At 63.4% G+C, this 18,019-nt stretch carries 15 protein-coding genes and 1 pseudogene; 9 read left to right on the forward strand and 7 right to left on the reverse strand.

Annotated elements, in window-relative coordinates:
* The first annotated feature begins 277 nt into the window (after positions 1 to 277).
* The 5 genes and pseudogenes from KW825_RS04835 to KW825_RS04850 all read left to right on the forward strand — a co-directional run bounded on the left by KW825_RS04835 (position 278) and on the right by KW825_RS04850 (position 7,537).
* Positions 278 to 2,182 carry a fructose-specific PTS transporter subunit EIIC gene (locus KW825_RS04835; protein WP_218328418.1) on the forward strand — a complete coding sequence of 635 codons (1,905 nt, stop codon included), beginning with the start codon at positions 278 to 280 and terminating at the stop codon, positions 2,180 to 2,182.
* 448 nt (positions 2,183 to 2,630) lie between these two features.
* Complete coding sequence (gene uhpT / locus KW825_RS04840; RefSeq protein ID WP_218328419.1) at positions 2,631 to 4,037, forward strand: hexose-6-phosphate:phosphate antiporter; 1,407 nt, start codon at positions 2,631 to 2,633, stop codon at positions 4,035 to 4,037.
* A gap of 302 nt (positions 4,038 to 4,339) precedes the next feature.
* A pseudogene (locus KW825_RS20520) lies at positions 4,340 to 4,510 on the forward strand (IS3 family transposase); the annotation flags it as partial.
* A gap of 40 nt (positions 4,511 to 4,550) precedes the next feature.
* Positions 4,551 to 6,029, forward strand: a complete 1,479-nt coding sequence (locus tag KW825_RS04845; RefSeq protein ID WP_218328420.1) for a DUF1254 domain-containing protein — start codon at positions 4,551 to 4,553, stop codon at positions 6,027 to 6,029.
* 17 nt (positions 6,030 to 6,046) lie between these two features.
* On the forward strand, positions 6,047 to 7,537 hold the full coding sequence (locus KW825_RS04850) for a DUF1254 domain-containing protein (protein WP_218328421.1): 1,491 nt from the start codon (positions 6,047 to 6,049) through the stop codon (positions 7,535 to 7,537).
* A gap of 195 nt (positions 7,538 to 7,732) precedes the next feature.
* Here KW825_RS04850 and KW825_RS04855 read toward each other — a convergent pair whose 3' ends face one another.
* The gene (locus KW825_RS04855) at positions 7,733 to 8,164 is read right to left on the reverse strand and encodes a GNAT family N-acetyltransferase (RefSeq protein WP_218328422.1); all 432 of its coding nucleotides are present in this window, start codon (positions 8,162 to 8,164) and stop codon (positions 7,733 to 7,735) included.
* A 181-nt stretch (positions 8,165 to 8,345) separates the two neighbouring features.
* Between KW825_RS04855 and KW825_RS04860 the strand changes: the two genes are divergently transcribed.
* Positions 8,346 to 8,846 (forward strand): SRPBCC domain-containing protein, encoded by a 501-nt coding sequence (locus tag KW825_RS04860; protein ID WP_218328423.1) that lies wholly within the window; start codon positions 8,346 to 8,348, stop codon positions 8,844 to 8,846.
* A gap of 73 nt (positions 8,847 to 8,919) precedes the next feature.
* Here the strand turns inward: KW825_RS04860 and KW825_RS04865 are convergent, their stop codons facing one another.
* A complete protein-coding gene (locus tag KW825_RS04865) occupies positions 8,920 to 9,426 on the reverse strand; it encodes a GNAT family N-acetyltransferase (protein WP_218328424.1) in 507 nt (168 codons plus the stop codon).
* A 144-nt stretch (positions 9,427 to 9,570) separates the two neighbouring features.
* Entirely contained in the window at positions 9,571 to 10,821 is a 1,251-nt protein-coding gene (locus KW825_RS04870) for a GNAT family N-acetyltransferase (RefSeq protein WP_218328425.1), read from the reverse strand.
* Between the two features lie 300 nt (positions 10,822 to 11,121).
* Between KW825_RS04870 and KW825_RS04875 the strand changes: the two genes are divergently transcribed.
* Genes KW825_RS04875 through KW825_RS04885 form a run of 3 tightly spaced genes read left to right on the forward strand, consistent with a single transcriptional unit; the run spans position 11,122 to position 13,567 of the window.
* The gene (locus KW825_RS04875; protein WP_218328426.1) at positions 11,122 to 11,940 is read left to right on the forward strand and encodes a DUF3100 domain-containing protein; all 819 of its coding nucleotides are present in this window, start codon (positions 11,122 to 11,124) and stop codon (positions 11,938 to 11,940) included.
* Positions 11,937 to 12,386: a hypothetical protein gene (locus KW825_RS04880; RefSeq protein WP_042652568.1), complete on the forward strand. Its 450-nt coding sequence runs from the start codon at positions 11,937 to 11,939 to the stop codon at positions 12,384 to 12,386. Before KW825_RS04875 ends, KW825_RS04880 begins: the two co-directional genes overlap by 4 nt.
* Positions 12,386 to 13,567, forward strand: a complete 1,182-nt coding sequence (locus tag KW825_RS04885; protein WP_218328427.1) for a M20 family metallopeptidase — start codon at positions 12,386 to 12,388, stop codon at positions 13,565 to 13,567. The genes KW825_RS04880 and KW825_RS04885 overlap by 1 nt, the downstream gene beginning before the upstream one ends.
* Before the next feature lie 221 nt (positions 13,568 to 13,788).
* Here KW825_RS04885 and KW825_RS04890 read toward each other — a convergent pair whose 3' ends face one another.
* From KW825_RS04890 to KW825_RS04905, 4 genes are all read right to left on the reverse strand, one after another.
* Positions 13,789 to 14,748, reverse strand: a complete 960-nt coding sequence (locus KW825_RS04890; protein WP_218328428.1) for a LysR substrate-binding domain-containing protein — start codon at positions 14,746 to 14,748, stop codon at positions 13,789 to 13,791.
* Complete coding sequence (gene pdxH / locus KW825_RS04895) at positions 14,748 to 15,386, reverse strand: pyridoxamine 5'-phosphate oxidase (RefSeq protein WP_218328429.1); 639 nt, start codon at positions 15,384 to 15,386, stop codon at positions 14,748 to 14,750. Before pdxH ends, KW825_RS04890 begins: the two co-directional genes overlap by 1 nt.
* A gap of 155 nt (positions 15,387 to 15,541) precedes the next feature.
* Positions 15,542 to 15,868 (reverse strand): hypothetical protein, encoded by a 327-nt coding sequence (locus KW825_RS04900; RefSeq protein ID WP_218328430.1) that lies wholly within the window; start codon positions 15,866 to 15,868, stop codon positions 15,542 to 15,544.
* Positions 15,865 to 17,853: a reprolysin-like metallopeptidase gene (locus KW825_RS04905; protein ID WP_218328431.1), complete on the reverse strand. Its 1,989-nt coding sequence runs from the start codon at positions 17,851 to 17,853 to the stop codon at positions 15,865 to 15,867. Before KW825_RS04905 ends, KW825_RS04900 begins: the two co-directional genes overlap by 4 nt.
* Positions 17,854 to 18,019: the final 166 nt, after the last annotated feature.

An 18,019-nucleotide genomic window follows, 5' to 3' on the forward strand; every position in this document is an offset into this window, starting at 1 on the left:
CGCATAACAAATCTTGTAGCGAGCCACATACTGACTCAGTTATTTGTTTTTAAACAAAAAAAATGAAGAAATCTGAAAATGGCGATCCTCGCCTAAAAACGAGATCTCCATCACATCGCGTTTTTATGCGCACAAAAATCCAGTGATTCGCATATTTGTCCGATAGGGCGGTTGACGCCGTGCCGCCATAATATGAGTGTCAATTTTGTCCGCATGCCCCGACCCGTCAACGGGCGTCGGCATGCCAACAGGCTTCATCAAGGAGCGGGAGAGCGCCATGATCACCACACTGATCAACGAACATCTGATCAATCTCGATTTAAAAGCGACGCGCAAGGAAGAGGTCTTCAGCGAGATGGCCCGCCTGCTGGTCGCCCAGGGCAAGGTCAGCGATGAGCAGCAGTTCATCAAGGACCTGTGGGCCCGGGAAGAGCTGGACAACACCGGCTTCGAGGAGGGCGTTGCCCTGCCCCACGCCAAGAGTGCGGCGGTGAGCACCCCGGCGGTGGCCATCGGCATCAGCCGTGCCGGTATCGATTACGGCGCCGAGGATGGCAAGCCGTCCCGACTGTTCTTCATGATTGCCTCCCCGGCCGGCGGCGCCAACCACCATATCGAGGTGCTGGCCGAGCTCTCCGCCAAGCTGATCGAAGAGGGTTTCATCGCCAAGTTGCTGGCCGCCAAGACCTCCGCCGAGGCGCTGGCCCTGCTGCTTGAGCGCAAGGAGGAGCAAGCCGCCCCAGTCGCCGACAAGGGCTTCATCATCGGCGTCACCGGCTGCCCGGCCGGCATAGCCCACACCTATCTGGCCGCCGAGTCACTGGAGCGCGCCGCCAAGGAGCTGGGGTACGAGGTGAAGGTGGAGACCAATGGCTCCATCGGCGTCAAGAACAGCCCGACCGCGGCCGAGATAGCCCGCGCCAGCGCCATCGTGGTGGCCTGTGACAAGCAGGTGGACATGGCCCGCTTCAACGGCAAGCCGCTGATCAAGACCGGGGTCAAGGCTCCCATCAAGGATGGCAAGGGGCTGATCGAACAGGCCCTGAAGGCCCCCGCCTATGTGGCCGACAAGGAGGACAAGAAAGGGGAAGAGCAGAGTGCGGGCGGCAGCTCGGATCTCTATCGCTACCTGATGAACGGCGTCTCCCACATGATCCCGTTTGTCGTCACGGGTGGTTTGCTGATCGCCCTGGCGCTCGCCATCGGTGGCGACCCGACCCCAAGCGGCATGCAGATCCCGGCAGGCAGCATGTGGAACCAGATCCTCAACGTCGGCGTGGCCGCCTTCACCCTGATGATCCCCATCCTGGCCGGTTATATCGCCTACGCCATCGGTGATCGCCCCGCCCTGGCGCCGGGCTTCATCGGTGGCTGGATCGCCAACAACGGCAGCTTCTACGGCGCCGACGCCGGTACCGGCTTCATCGGTGCCATCATCGCGGGCCTGCTGGTCGGTTATCTGGTGCGCTGGATCGCCACCCGTCACTACCACAAGATGGTGCAGCCGCTGGTGCCGATCCTGATCGCCCCCATCGTCGGTTCCCTGTTTATCGCCGCCGTCTTCATCTTCATCATCGGTGCCCCCATCGCCGACATGATGACGGGTCTGAACGCCATGCTGCTCTCCATGAGCGGTGGCAGCCTGGTGCTGCTGGGCATAGTGCTCGGCGGCATGGCGGGCTTTGACATGGGTGGCCCGGTCAACAAGGTGGCCTTCCTGTTCTCGGTCGGCATGATTGCCTCCGGCCAGACCCAGTTCATGGGCGCCATGGCCTGTGCCATCCCGGCCGCACCGCTCGGCATGTCGCTGGCCACAGTGCTCGGTCGCAAGCTGGGGATCTTCGATGCCTCCGAAATCGAGGCGGGCAAGGCCGCCGGTGCCATGGGCCTGGTGGGGATCTCCGAAGGCGCCATCCCGTTCGCCGCCCGTGACCCGCTCGCCGTCATTCCGGCCAACATACTGGGCAGCATGACAGCCGCCGTGATGGCCTTCCTGTTTGGCATCACCAACAGCGTGGCCCACGGTGGCCCCATCGTCGCCCTGCTCGGCGCCGTCAACAAGCCGCTGCTGGCCCTGCTCTGCATGATCTGCGGCGCCATCGTCACCGGCGTCACCGCCGTCGCCCTCAAGAAACTGCGGGTGAAGAAGACAGACGAAGCGCAGCTGGCCAAGGCCGCCTGAGTCAGGCGTCACGCCCTCAGTGACGCCCCGAGAAAACCAAGAGGCCACCGCAAGGTGGCCTCTTTCATTGCCTCCCCGCCCCCCTGAACCTCCGACCTTACATGCTCCCGACCGCCAAAACCGTCACCACCAGAGCGGCGATGGCGTGATCCCCTTCACACTTCATGGTCAACCGCCGCCAAACTAGGAAATTTTCTTAAGCCCACTAGGGATGGCTCTCACGCCATCGGCGCCGCGCCTCATTACAGTCGGCTCACCTGATGTAGTAACCCGACCCTCGCGCTGGCGCAGGGCCTGGCATGGGTTCAATCGACAGGGCGGCGAAGCGCACAGTCCGCGCCTTCCCTGTTGTCCTTTCCGTGGCGTGACCTCCCATAACAGATTGAATTATTTCAATACACAAATGAGGGGCGCGGCGGAAACACCGACTATCTCGCAGAGGATGAATATGTTGGATTTTCTCAAGCAGGTACGGGTCCCGACCCTGGACTTGCCGGTCGCAGCCCGGCGCAAACTCTGGTTCAAGCCCTTTATGCAATCCTATCTGGTTGTATTCATTGGCTATCTGACCATGTATCTGATCCGCAAGAACTTCAACATTGCGCAGAATGACATGATCCAGGAGTACGGTCTCTCCATGACCGAGCTCGGCATGATAGGCCTCGGCTTCTCCATCACCTACGGGGTGGGCAAGACGGTCGTCTCCTACTACGCCGACGGCAAGAACACCAAGCAGTTCCTGCCGCTGATGCTGATCCTCTCCGCCCTCTGCATGCTCGGCTTCAGCGCCAGCATGGGCGGCACCGGTTTCAGCCTCTACTTCATGATCTTCTTCTATGCGCTGAGCGGCTTCTTCCAGAGCTGTGGCGGCTCCTGCAGCTACTCCACCATCACCAAGTGGACCCCCCGCAACAAGCGCGGCACCTACCTCGGCATGTGGAACCTCTCCCACAACGTGGGCGGGGCCGGTGCGGCCGGGGTGGCGCTGTTCGGTGCCAACTACCTGTTCGATGGCAACGTGCTCGGCATGTTCATCTTCCCGTCCCTCATCGCGCTGGTCGTCGGCTTCGTGGGCCTGCGTTTCGGCAGCGATTCGCCGGAGGCCTATGGTCTGGGCAAGGTAGAAGAGCTGTTTGACGAGGTCGCCAGCGAAGAAGATATCGCCACCGAGGAGCAGAAGCTGACCAAGGGTCAGATCTTCGTGAAGTACGTGCTGATGAACAAGGTGATCTGGCTGCTCTGCTTCGCCAACATCTTCCTGTACGTGGTGCGCATCGGCATCGACCAGTGGTCCACCGTCTACGCCCACCAGGAGCTCGGCTTCTCCAAGGAAGTCGCCATCCAGGGCTTCACCTTCTTCGAAGTGGGCGCCCTGGTCGGTACCCTGATGTGGGGTTATCTCTCCGATCTGGCCAACGGTCGCCGCGGCCTGGTGGCCTGCGTGGCACTGGCGCTGATCATCGCCACCCTGGGTCTCTATCAGCACGCCACCACCCAGTTCATGTTCCTGGGCTCCCTGTTCACCCTGGGCTTCCTGGTGTTCGGTCCGCAGCTGCTGATCGGCGTCGCCGCCGTGGGCTTCGTACCGAAACAGGGCATCAGCGTGGCCGATGGCGTCAAGGGCACCTTCGCCTATCTCATCGGTGACAGCTTCGCCAAGCTGGGTCTGGGCATGATCGCCGATGGCACCCCCATCTTCGGCCTGACCGGCTGGAGCGGCACCTTCGCGGCGCTGGACATGGCCGCCGCCGCCTGCCTGGTGCTGATGGCCTGCGTGGCTGTGGCCGAGGAGCGCAAGATCCGCCGCATCAAACGCGAACTGCGCGCCGCCGAACTGGCGACCCAGTCCGCCTGATAGACACAACCGGTTCCACTCCGCAGTGTGCATTCGGCCCGCCCTTTGGTGGGCCGTTTTTTCAGGTCCGGGCCCAACAACCTGTCGAGAGGCTCACCTTGGAACAGACCACGCTGAAACCGCCATTCTGGAACGCCCGCCCTTCATCATCTTCACTCTCTCCTCCCACCGCGCACCTTATGCCAGCCGCATAAGCTCACTGCCCCCTATCCCATCATCTCGCTTACCGCTCAGCGGCCAACTCGCTGTGATAGCCTCCACTGTCATGCCACGACACCACGCGGCCAGCCAAGGCTTTGTGGATACTCAAGCGAGAGCGTACGGCTCGCTGTACAGGGCGTACACTCGATGAGGCTGATACAGACCTGTTTGATTACATTGAATGCTTTCACAACCCAGGAATGCGTCGTAGAGTTGCAAGTCAGGCTCAGATGTTAACAATTTTATTACAGCCGTCCGTGGCAACAGGGTAGCCAACCTGCATCGGTGACCACCATCAAGAAAGGATGCTTTATGAATCGATTGCCCCATCGCCAGTCCCTCTTCGCGCTAACCCTCCTGACCACGCTCACGACCACGGCCTTGTGGGCCACGCCTGGCTACGCCGCCGAAGCCGCCACCGCCGGGCCTGTGACCGGGCCCGTGGCTGATACCAAGGTGACCGAGGCCTACGTGCGGATGATGGCCCGCGAGGCGTACTTCTGGGGCTGGCCAATGGCCAATATCTTCAATCGGCGCCAGGCCTTCAAAGACCTGCCCGAGCCTGGCTTGATGGGCGGTATAGTCCCAGTGGCCCCGATCAATCAGCTATCCCTGCTCAGTGACTACATAGATCCGGCCGAACGGCTGGTGGCCTGCCCGAACCAGGATGTGGTGTACGGCGCCGGCAGCATCGCCCTGGACCTAGAGCCTGTGGTGCTGCAAGTGCCGGATTTCGGCAGCCGCTTCTGGGTGTATCAGGTGGTGGACCTGCGCTCCGACAGCTTCGCCGAACTCGGCAAGATGTATGACACCAAACCGGGCTTCTACCTGCTGGTGGGCCCGGACTGGCAAGGCAAGGTGCCGGCCGGCATCACCAAGGTGTTCCGCGCGCGCACCAACACAGGTTTCGTGATCCCCCGGGTGTTCCAGGACGACTCCGACGCCGATCGCAAGGCCATACAACCGGCGCTGGCCGGCATCGACATGTACCCGCTGTCCAAGTACGACGGCAAGGTCAAGAGCCGTGACTGGGCCAAGCTGCCGAAATTCCCGGCCCAGGCCGCCGCAGGCAACGGCGAAACCAAGTGGGTGATGCCGGAGAAGTTCTTCGACGAGCTGCCGGCCCTGCTCAAGGACGCCAAGCCCTTGCCCGGGGAGGAGGCCCGTTACGCACAGATGGCCGCCCTGGCAGCCATCGCCAAGGCCGACCCCAGGCTCAAGGCGGCGATGACCGATGAGGCGAAGAGAGCCGACAGCGAGGTGATAGACCCCCTGCTGCAGTTCCGCAACTATGGCCTGCAGCTACCCCATCACTGGAGCACCATCAGCAACGGCGCGGCGTTCGGCACCGATTATTTCAGCCGTACCGCAGTGGCGCGTTCGAACATCTTCGTCAACCAGCAGAAAGAGACCAAGTACTTCTACCAGGATCTGGACAAGGCGGGCACCCGTCTCAATGGCCAGCACGGTTACAGCGTGACCTTCGCGAAGGGCAAGCTGCCCCCGGTGCAAGGCTTCTGGTCGCTGACGCTCTACAACGCACAGCATTTCTTCGCGCCCAATGATCTCAAGCGCTACTCCATCGGCACCAAGAACAAGTCTCTGCAGACCAATGCCGACGGCTCGCTGACGATCTATGTGCAGAGCACGTCGCCGGGCAAGGGCAAGGAGAGCAACTGGTTGCCTGCCCCCAAGGGCGCCGACTTCTCGCTCTACATTCGCGCCTACTGGCCTCAGGCCGAGGCGCTCGACGATCAATGGACCCCGCCCCCCGTGGTGAAAGCCAACTGATGAAAAGGACCTCAACCATGAACACCGTAGGGAAGACACTCACCGCGCTGGCCCTTGGCATCTCGGCCAGCGTCGCCGCCCAGGCCGCCACCCGCTATGAACAGTTGGCCAACCTGCTGTTCGCCGGGGGTTATCCCACCCAGGAAGGCGTGGCTCAGCTCAAGCACGAATTGCTGTTCCAGCGCGCCGTGCAGTCTTACATCTGGGCCCTGCCGGCACTGAACATGTACGCCATGAAGGAAGGCTCGGAGAACGCGTTCGGCGCCGGCTACAACGTGCTGCCTATCTGGAAGGACAGGCTCAACGCCAAGACGCTGGTGACCACCCCGAACTCCGACGTGATCTATGCCATGGGCTATCTGGATCTGAAGAAGGAGGGCCCCATGGTGATCGAGGTGCCGCCTGGATTGCAGGGCATCCTCGATGACTTCTTCCAGCGCCCGATCTGCTCGGAAGGCATGATTGACGGCCGCCAATGGTGCGGCGATGTCGGCTTGCCCGGGCCGGACGGAGGCAAGGGCGCCCAGTATCTGGTGCTGCCGCCAGACTACGAGGGCGAGGTGCCCTCAGGCTACCTGACGTACCGTTCCCGCACCTACGGCGTGTTTGTGTTCTGGCGCGGCTTCTTCAAGGATCCGAAGCAGCTCGAGGGGCCGGTCAAGGTCATGGAGCAGACTCGCATCTACCCCCTCGGCAAGGCCGCCACGGCCAAGGCGATGGTGTTCCCGAACGCCTCTAACGTCCCGGTCAACATGCTCTACCCCACCGATGGCCGCGCGTTCGACATGCTGTCGCGCTTCATCGACCACGAATACGTCGACCCGCAGGACATGGAGATGCGCGGCATGCTCGCCGCGCTCGGCATCGTCAAGGGCAAGCCGTTCCAACCGGATACGGCCACCCGCGACCTGCTGGACAAGGCGGCGAAAACCGCCAGCAAGATCGGCCACGCCATTTCCTACACCCCGCAAACCATCGAGACCAATGGCACCTGGTACCCGGATCGCAAGTGGCTGAACGTGTTCCCCGGCAACGCCACCTTCACCGCCGACACCTTCAACTACATAGATCCGCGCACCGGCTTCTTCACCAATGCCTACTCGGCCAGTCCCGGCATGGCGGCGAACATGGAGAATGTCGGGACCAAGTACCCGGCCACCTTCGTCGATGACAAGGGCGAGTTCCTCTCGGGCAGCAACAGCTACAGCGTCAATCTGCCCAAGGGCATTCCGGCGGCGCTGTTCTGGTCGGTGACCGCGTATGACTCGATCACGGCCTCGGGCCTGGACAACGGCCAGCCATTCCCCTCCCTGAATGCCATGGACAAGCCACTGGTCAATGCCGACGGCTCGACCGATGTGTATTTCGGCCCGGACTCGCCGGGTGAGGGCAAGAACTGGATCCGCACCCTGCCCGGCAAAGGCTTCTTCGTGATCCTGCGGCTGTACGGCCCGACCAAGGCCTTCTTCGACAAGGCGTGGAAACCCAGTGACTTGCAGAAGCAGTAAGGCGGGAGACCCCGGGGCGAGGTGGGCGCGGGTGCGTTCACCTCACTACCGGTGATGGTTGGCACGATGCCACCTAGCGCCGCCAGCCTTGAGTCCAGGTAATGGAAGCCGTCAGATCGAAGGTAAATAAATGAAAAAGGCCACTTCATGCGAAGTGGCCTTTTTTCTGCGAACCCGTGGCAGACGCTACGGCGACTAATCGTCGGCTGACAACACCAGCCGGCGCCAGGGCCCGGTGATGTCGCAGTCGCCCGTCTCGTCCGTATTCTGCCAGCCGAGGCGGTGATAAAACGCCAGCGCCGTGGTGTTGCGGCTGGCCACCTTGAGGGATGCCGGCTTGGCATGCCCGGCCAACCCCTGCGCCAGCAAGGCGCGCCCCAGGCCCTGCCCGTGCCAGTCGGCCACCACGTAGAGGTGATGCACGAAGCTCTCTTCGCCCCAGATGGAGATGAAGCCGCAGGGGCCCCCCCCTTGTTCGGCCACCCAGATCTGCTCACCCCGGGTCTGCTCGGCAAAGTCACTCAGCAGGAACAGGGAGGGCTCGACCCAGTGAAAGGCCTGGCGCCGCCCCTTGAGGAACAGCTGTGCCAGCAGGGGGGCATCCGTGTCTCGCATCATTCTGATCATGAAGGCTTCCTTAATTTCCTTGAGCACAGATGCCCACTCTCGATGGATCTCGTCGCCATGTCAAATGGCGGAAGTGGACCCAGTCGAACATAGATGGTGTGATGCAGGGCTGCCTATTTTATCGCCTGAGGGGCTATACTGCCTGAGTTCCATCCATGACTGATTTGAGGTTTACCGACTTATGGATAACAAGCAGATTGAAGGCAGCATCCTGGTGCCGGCTCACATCGACGACGTCTGGCGGGCCTGGACGACCGAGAGTGGCCTGCGCAGTTTCCTGGCCCCGGAATGCCTGATGGTCCCGGAACCGAATGGCCCGTTCGAGATCTATTTCAGACCGGATGCGCCCCTGGGCGAGCGTGGCAGCGAAGGCTGCCGGGTGATGGCGGTGATGCCCCATGATCTGCTCAGCTTCAGCTGGAATTTCCCTTCCCAGTTTCCCCATATCCGCCAACAGAAGACCCTGGTCAGCCTGCGCTTCGTGCCGGAGGGCCAGGGCACCCGGCTCCATTTCTTGCAGACCGGCTGGACCAATGATCCGGACTGGGATCTGGGCTATGACTATTTCAGGGAGGAGTGGCTGGAGATCAACCTGCCCAGGCTGCAATACCGCTTCACCCACGGCCCCATCGACTGGAACTGCCCGCCCAACAAGCAGCAGCTGAAATCCCTGGCCCAGTGAACCGGCGTCAGACTCCCTCCAGCAATGTGAAAAAGGACCCTCTGCGGGTCCTTTTTCAGGTCGAATGCACTGACTACTCCACCGGCTCCTCATCGAACAGGGGGTGATAGAGCACCTCGCCCTCCATGCCGGCGAGGCCGCCTGGCTGCAGCTCCATCGCCATGAAGCAGTCGGCGGGCACCTCGTAGATGCAGCGCAGGCCGAAGTCGCTGGCCGGCCGGAAGCCGAAACGACCGTAATAGGTCGGATCGCCGAGCACCACCACCGCCTTCCAGTCCATCTCGAGCGCCGTATCGAGCCCCTCTCGCACCAGATCCGAACCTATGCCCTGTCCCTGCCAGTCCGGGTGCACGGCAACCGGCGCCAGCCCGAGCCAGGGACCTTCCTGACCGTTAATGGTGATCGGGCTCAGCATCAGGTGCCCCATGAACTCATACTCTTCCTCTTCGACCATGGTCACCACGGCGGCGCCGCACTCGCGCAGGCGATTGACCAGTTCGGCCTCGTCGCTACGGCCAAAGGCGGCGCTCACCAGCTCAAAGACCGGCAACATGTCACCGGGGCGCTCGGTTCTCAGCATACAGCGTTACTCCTCGTACGGCAGGATGCCCATTATTTCACAGAAGCGGCGGCCAATTTGAATGGCTTTGTCCGAAAATGGGAGGGCGGACTCAGGAAAACGATTGGCGAGGGGACCGAACGGTGCAAAACCGCCGCTCCCGCATCAGACAGGGGGGCGCTCATTGCCACCGATCTGCTCACGGATCCGGCGACGCAGATAGGCGAGCCCCAGCTCCCCCCGATCCTTGAGCAGCACCCCACCCAGATGGGAGCCTGGCGCCAGCTGGTCCCCCTCCAGCCAGGAGAGAGGGTGACGGCGGGCCACCAGCTCAATGCCATCCTGCCACAGAGGCTCGTCGCCCGCGCGCGGGTCATTCGTGAAGAGGGCCAGCTCCAGCGCGCCGCCCGCTTCCCCCCTGGCCCAGGCACCGTGCAGTATGGCCACAACCACGCGCCTGTCCGCAAGCCAGGGCGCCAATCTCGCCCGGATGTCGTCGGGCAACCGGGGGGCGCGATCCAGCCGCCAGTGACTCAGCTCGCCGGGGTAGCGATCAGTCCCCGGCCGTAGCCCGCAATAGTGCATGCCGAGCTTGGCCATCACCCGGCCCGAGGCCAGGTTGTCCGGCATGTGGCGGGCGGTCAGGGCCGGCAACTGCCGCTGCTCGAAGGCAAAGTCCCTGACCAGCCGCGCAGCCCGGGTGGCCAGCCCGCGGTTTTGCCAGGGCACGCCCACCCACCAGGCCAGCTCACCGTTCCAGTGCAGGGAGATCACCCCGAGCAGTGGGGCCGGCTCATCCGCTGGATCCAGCGTCAGGGCCCAGGTCCAGCCCATGCCGAGCGCCCCCTTGCGGTCACTCAGGGCGAGCCAGTCGCGGGCACTCTCCGCAGGATAGGGATGAGGGATATTGAGGGTGTAACGGGCGAGCGCCGCATCCGAGCAGTAGCGTACTATGTCGGCCTCATCCTCGGCCCGCAGTGGCCGCAGCGCCAGGCCAGGGGCCGACCCTGACTCGCGCAGCACTGGGATGCACAGCCGCCGCGCGAGCAGCCGCTGCAGCACATCGGCCAGCTCGTCATCCGCGCTCAGTCGCAGATCCGCGCCGCTGGGCCCCAGGGTGAGCAGGCCGCTCTCCTTGGCCAGGGTCAGCAGGACGGAGGAGGCGCTGATCAGGATCTGGCGACTCGGGTCGGCATAGACGGCCGCCCCGTCCCCCTCCAGCCAGCTCGCGAGCAAGGCACTGGCCGTGAGGATGCCATCGGGCGGGCTGTCCGCCCAGGGCGCGGCCAGGCTCCAGGGCTGGCGCTCGGCCCGCTTGCCGAGCAGCAGCTGCCAGCGGTTTCCCCGTCGCTGCCACTCCTGCAATGGCGCCCGCCAGTGGGGTTGCCAGAGCTCCCCCTCGATCAACAACTCCATCCTACCCCCATCCTCTCTCGAGCGACCCGGCGCACCGGCCTGATCCGAACCCAGCAGTATGCCCATCTCCGGCAGCCATGCCCAGCCCAGGCCCCCTTTTCGCTCATGCGATGCAACTCACTGATCATTCACTGTTAATCCATGTGTTTATCAGGGTTAAACGGCATACCCCATGAAAAAATGCCATATGTCCGGCTTGATGAACGTCACATTAATGACCCCCCTCCCTTCCTATCATGCCCCCATCATGCACCCGCCAGCGCCGGTCATGACAGCCAACGCATAACAAGAGACAACACTATGCAGCAAACCAGTCCCCTCAAAACGGTGGTGGTCAGTACCCTGGCCACCGCCCTGCTGATCTTCGTGGCCCAATACCTGATAGGGAAACAAGAGATCAAGATCGGCATCGCCATCATCCCCATTCTGCCCATGCTGTTCGCCGTCATCATCGGCATGATCATCTCGGCCAAGCCCATCAAGGATCGCATCCCCGGCTGGAAGAGGCTCTTCACCGCCAGGGAAGAGGGCTTCTGCGGCAAGATGGTGGGCTTCAGCCTGCTGATCCTCGGCACCCAGTATGCCGGCATGATCATTCCCAATCTCAAGCTGATCCTGAGCGTCGGGGTGCCCCTCTTCCTGCAAGAGATCGGCAACCTGCTGCCCATCCTCATCGCCATCCCGCTGGCGATGAAGTTCGGCTTCGGGCGCCGCGCCATCGGGGCCTGCTCCTCCATCAGCCGTGAGCCATCGGTCGCGGTGATCCAGGGTAAATTCGGCACCGGCTCCCAGGAGTACATAGGCGTGCTCGCCATCTACCTGTGCGGCTCCGTCATCGGCACCCTCTGGTTCAGCGTGCTCGGCAGCATAGCCCCGCTCACCGGTCTGCACCCGCTGGCCCTGGCCGCCGGCTCCGGGGTCGGCTCCGGCTCCATGCTGAGCGCAGCCTCCGGCGCCCTCATCAACGGCCTCGACGAGGCGATGGCCCAACAGGTGCTGAGCATAGCCGCCGCCTCCAACCTGCTCTCCTCCGCCCTGGGCGCGCTCTCCCTCACCTATCTGGGGCTGCCGCTTGCCGAGAAGATCTTCGCCATGTCCTCCAAAGGAGAAGCCCAATGAAAAGCATCGTGATGGATATGCGCTTCGTCTTCCTGGCGATCCTGCTGGCCATGTTTACCCAGACCCTGACCACTGGCCTGCCCCTGTACGAGATGGGTGACAGCTTCGTCGCCATGGCGCTGGTGGTGTTCGTCTCCCTGGTGGCCAAGCGCTACCTGCCCTCCTCCCTGCCGGCATTTGCCTATGCCACCATCATCGGCATTCTCATCTGCCTGCCGGAAACCCCGGTGCGCGGCCTGTTCATCGACGCGGTGGCGAAGATCTCCTTCCTCTCCTGCTGCGTCCCCCTGCTGGCTTTCGCCGGCCTTTCCGTGGGCGGTCAGCTCGAAGAGCTCAAGAAGATGTCGTGGAAGGTGATCCTCATCTTCATGATCGTCTCCACCTGCTGCTTCTTCGGCGCCTCGCTGGTTGCCCAACTCGGCTTCTCCATTCAAGGGATCATCTGATGCACCACTACCAAATAGAACCTGAGCTGCTTGCCCTGCGTGACTTCAGCCGCGAGGTGCGCCACCACCTGCACCGTATCCCGGAGTACTCGGGCGCCGAGTTCAAGACCTCGGCCTACTGCCGCGAGCTGATGAGCGAATTCGGCTACCGGATCACCGACTACCCGGGCTTCACCGGTTTCCACGGCGATCTCGCCGTCGACCTCGGCCTGCCCACCATCGCCTTTCGCGCCGACATGGACGGCCTCGAGATGCACGACATGAGTGAGGTGGCGTTCAAGTCCACCCACGAGGGGATGGCCCACAACTGCGGCCACGACTCCCACATGGCGATCGCGCTGACCACGGCGAAATTCCTGGCCCAGCACAGGGAGCGGCTGCAATACAACGTGCGCATCATCTTCCAGATGGCGGAGGAGGACATGCGGGTGCCGGGCGCCGAGAAGATGGTGGAGCTCGGCTGCATGAAGGGGGTGGACGAGATCTACGCGCTGCACAACGATGGCGCCATGGAGACAGGCACCATCAAGTTCAACCAGGGGGTCATGTCCTCCTGGGGCTCGGCCTGGACCCTGGAGGTGCACGGCATCTCCGCCCACGGCTCGACCCCCCACAAGGGGCTGGACGCCATCCGCGAGGCGGTGCGCATCATAGAGGACATGGACTACATAGTCGCCAAGCGCACCAGTCCGTTCAGCCCGGCGGTGTTCGGCTGCGGCATGATCAACGGCGGCACCATCCCCAATGCGGTCGCCGATCACGTGCAGGCCCGTGGCACCATCCGCGCCATGGATGCGGAGACCGACCAGATCCTGAAAAACAGCTTCAAGGACATAGTCGCCCAGAGCGAGCTGCGCGGCTTCAAGACCAGCATGGTCTATGCCGGCTATCCGGCGGTCGAGAACCACGCCCTGGCCTGCCAGCGACTGCAACAGGCGGCCGCCAGCGTGCTGCCCGCCGAGGGCGTCAACGGCCAGGGCCAGCCCATGACCGGCAGCGAGGACTTCAGCTACATGATCAACGCCACGCCGGATCGCAAGGGAGCCATGTTCTTCCTCGGCAGCGGCTGCCAGGCCAAGGGGATCTGCAACTACCTGCACGCCAATCCTTACTACCTGGACGATGACTGCCTGCTGATCGGGGCCCAGATCTTTGTCAATCTGGCGACCCGAAACACCTGACCATCGACAGCACGCGTCTGGCCAGGGGGATCTGCAACTACCTGCATGCCAATCCCCCTACTACCTGGACGATGACTGCCTGCTGATCGGGGCCCAGATATTTGTCAATCTGGCCACCAAGGTAGCCTGAGTCATCTGGTAACCCAGCTGGCCTGAGTCACCCGACTGATGCAAAAAGAGAGGCCAATGGCCTCTCTTTTTTTATGGGTCAACCCCGGCTGTCACAACCAGGGCAGGGTCGCCATGTTGCCCGCCGCCGGCTGATTGATGAGCGACAACTGCACCGTCTCGCGGCTCACGTGGGGGGCGTAGAGGTGGATGAAGTCGTACATGTAGTCGCGCAGGTGGGCATGTTTGCGCAGGCAGATGTGGGCCGTGCTGGAGGCGATCAGGTGATCGATGTTGAGGCTGACCAGGCTCTCCCTGTCCGCTTCGTCGAAAGCCGAGGTGGCGATCACCCCCACCCCCATGCCGAGCCGCACATAGTGCTTGATGATGTCGGTGTCGGTGGCCGTCAGCACGATGCGGGGGCTGAGGCCATGACGACCGAACGCCTTGTCCATCTTGGAGTTGCCGGTGAAGCCGAACACATAGGTGATGAGGGGATAGCGAGCCAAGTCCGCCATGGCGAGCGGCTGGCACTCGATAAGCGGGTGACCGTGCGGCACCACCACGCTGCGGCCCCAGCGATAGCAGGGCACGGCGGCCAGCTCGTCGAACAGGTGCATGGACTCGGTGGCGATGGCCATCTCCACGTCCCCGTTCTGCACCATCTGCGCCAGCTGGGCCGGCGCCCCCTGATGCAGGTGGATGCTGACTTCGGGATAGCGGCGGGAGAACTCGGTGATCACCGCCGGCAGCTTGTAGCGCGCCATGGTGTGGGTGGTGGCGATGCGCAGCACGCCGCTGGTGGCCAGTTGTTCCCGCACCGAGAGCTGGCCGATCTGATCGACCTGGGCCACCACCCCCTTGGCCAGCTCCATCACCTGTTCCCCCATCCGGGTCAGGCCGATCAGGTTCTTGCCCTTGCGGGTGAAGAGCGCCAGCCCCAGCTCGTCTTCCAGCATCTTCATCTGCTTGCTGAGGGTCGGCTGGGAGGTGTAGAGCTTCTCCGCCGTCGCCGAGATGTTGAAGTTGTTCTTCACTATCTCGGTGAAGTTCTTGAGCCGGGCTATGTTCATCAAGGCGCCAGCCGCTCTATATGCCAGCCAGCTCCTTCCCGGCTGTAGTAGAAGCGATCGTGCAGCCGGTGCGCGCCACCCTGCCAGAACTCCACCGTATCGATGACTACCCGGTAGCCGCCCCAGAAGCTCGGCAGCGGCACCTCACCCTTGGCAAACTTCTGCTTCAGCTCGAGAAACTTCGCCTCCAGCACGCCGCGGGCAGAGATCCGGGACGACTGTTGCGAGACCCAGGCCGCTATCTGGCTGTCCTTGGGACGGCTGTGGAAATACTTCATCACCTCCAGGGTGCCGAGCTTCTCCACCCGGCCGGTGACGTGCACCTGCCGATCCAGGGTGTGCCAGGGGAAGTGCAGGCTGATGCGGGGGTTGCCTTCCAGCTGCTCCGCCTTGCGGCTGCCCATGTTGGTGTAGAACACCATGCCCTGGGCATCGTAGTGCTTGAGCAGCACGGTGCGCTGCCAGGGCTGTCCCTCGGCATCCACGGTCGCCACCACCATGGCGGTCGGATCGGTCAGCTTGGCCTCGCACGCCTGGGCCAGCCACTTCTCGAACAACTCCAGCGGCAGGGCCGGCAGATCGGCCCGGTGCAATCCGCCCCTTGTGTATTCACGGCGCAGATCGGCAACATCCATCATCTTGATTTTCCTTCTCTCTTTCCCGCCAAGGCGGCTATGAAGGCATTGTGCGACGAGCGGGCCATGGGTACAAGTCCGGCGGCGCGCAAATGGGAGCCCCAAAAAGCGAAGGGAGGCCTGGGCCTCCCTTGGTTGCGTCATGGCTGGCTGCCACCTCAGTTCGCGGGCGCCGCGGCTGGCGGGCAGTGCGCCAGCATGCGCCGGTTGTACTCGGCGGCATAGGCGCTGAGCTTGGCATACGCCTCTTGCTGGTCCGGCTTGATGACATCCCCCAGCCCCTCGAGGTAGCGCACCCCACAGCGCGCCTTGGCCTCCAGCTGCGCCTCCTGCTGTATGCCGGGGGCCACCTCGCCGCGCCCCGCCCGCACGATCAGCCGATAATCCTGCCTGGCGAGGCTGTCATCGAGCGCCTGCTCCAGGGTGCCGGCATCGGCCTGACAGCCCGCGAGCAGCATCAGCGACAGGGCGTAACCTAGCCTCATGCCCGCCTCCGCACCCAGCCCAGCAGGGCCAATGCCAGGGTGCCGAATCCGAGGGAGCCACCGCCACCACCGCCGCCCTCTGCCGCACGCTGGGTCACCGACAGCTTGAGCGGGCTGATGGCGAAGAAGAGGTTGTCACTGCAGGCGACCTTCAGGCGGGCGGTGCCGTCCTCACCGGCGGGGATGGCCACGTTCGCCGAGCCCGAGTTGGGCTGGCCGCTGGCCAGCAGGGTCCAGTTCACCCCCTCGTCCCTGGTCATGGAGAGGTCGACCCGGCCGCAGTTGATGGGGGCCTCTCTGGTACCCGCGACATCCCAGCCGATGGTCTGGTTGTGGCCGGCCGTCAGGGGGGTCACCAGCGGGCTGGTGAGGCGGAAGCCGCTGCCGGTATCGACCACCTGGATCTTCATCTCGTCGCTGGTCACGCCGCCCTTGCCATCCCGCGCCGTGAGCCGGAAGTTGAGATCCCGGTTGGTGGCAGGCCAGGTCTCCCCCTTCGCCAGGGTGTTGGTCAGCAGGGAGTCAAAGCTTGGCAGGGTGCGCTCCGGCAGCGCGGTCGGCGCCACGAAGCGGAACAGCGGACGGGTGCCATCGTCTATCATGCTGGCGGCATTGAAGGACTCGGTGCCCAGATCGATCTGCTCCCAGTTGTAGGTCAGGGGATCGCCATCCAGATCAGCCCCGGCCCCCTTGAGCACGAAGGGGGTGTTGGCCGGGATGACGTAGTCAGCGCCGGCGGCGACCTGGGGCGCGTTGTTGGTGAGGCTAAGCCGGGTGCCGCAGCTGGCCACTGTCCCCATGTGTGCCCGCATCTGCTCGATGGACTTGCTGTGGAAATAGGGCAGGCTGTTGGCCTGCAGGTTCTCTTCCCCGCAGATGCCGGCATAGGCCATGATGGAGCTGCCGCTGCCCGGCTCCCAGGCCTGGCTGGCCTCCCGGTTGCCGCCGCCGCAGCTGCCGCTGGTGCCGTTGAAGGTGTGATCGGCGCCGAACTGGTGGCCGATCTCGTGGGCCACGTAGTCGATGAAGAAGGCATCCCCCTCCGGCGTGGCCGAGCCCGTCATGCCGGCCGACTTCTCCGCCGTGCAGAGCACCCCCAACCCCGCCAGACCACCGCCGCCGGTGTTGACCACGTGGCCGATATCGAAGGGGCCCAGCCCTTTGGCCAGCGCATCGGCCTGCACCTTCATGTTGACGTCGGTATCGGTCAGGCCTGAACCAGACGGGTCCTCACCATTGAAGAAGGGATCGGTGACAGGATCGGTGAAGATGATGGTGTCGTTGCCGCTGGCGAGCTGGAACTCGGCGGCGACGTCGCGCTGATACACCTCGTTCACCCGGTTGAGCAGGGTGGTGATGGCCGCCAGCCCGCCCTCGACGGTGCCGCCGTGGTACTGGGTGTACTCCCCCGCGGCCGAGACGGCGATGACGTAGCGCTTGCGCTCGTTGCCCGCCACCAGCACCTGACGGGCCAGCTTCCTGGCCTCACTGCCGATGACCCTGTCCGCCTCATCATCCAGCCGGCCATGGGCGTCCTGCTGGTAATAGATGGCGTAGCCTTCACCATTGCGCAGGGGATCGACGAACACCGTCTTGCCCTGGTGGCTGAACATGGCGTGGAAGCCCCGGGGGCCCAGATCGAAGCGCCCCGTCTCCGCCGGCGCGGCCAGGTTGTGGCCCTTGAAGGTCAGGATGCCGGGATACTTGGCGGCCAAGTCCGCCGGCAGCAGATCATAAGGGCGCAAGGTGAAGCTCACCTCATCGCCGTCCGGCAGGGGCAGGGTCAGCCGACGTTCACCGGCCTGCAGGCCGGCGAAGTAGTCGGCGGAGACCCTGGCGACGCGGTATTGGGTTGCACGCACCTCATAGCCATCCGCCGCACCACCGCGGGCCCGCACGGTGTCCCACTCCTTGGCGGCGAGGCCGCCGGAGGCCATCAGACTGGCCACCATCAGGGCCAGCGGGGAAAATTTCATCACCTGCATCTTTTTTAATTCCTTTTTTGAATGCGTTCGCCCGAACTGCCCCGGCATCATTTTCCTGCTGTGGCGATAAGTCCAGCACCATCCGCTGTACATTCCCCGTATGGGGACGGTTGCGCCAACTCGGTCTAGCCCCTATCATTGCGCGGATTTGTCAGTTTCAGAACCC

It is taken from the genome of Aeromonas sp. sif2433 (assembly GCF_019218705.1).
In the GTDB taxonomy this organism is placed as follows: Bacteria; Pseudomonadota; Gammaproteobacteria; order Enterobacterales; family Aeromonadaceae; genus Aeromonas; species Aeromonas encheleia.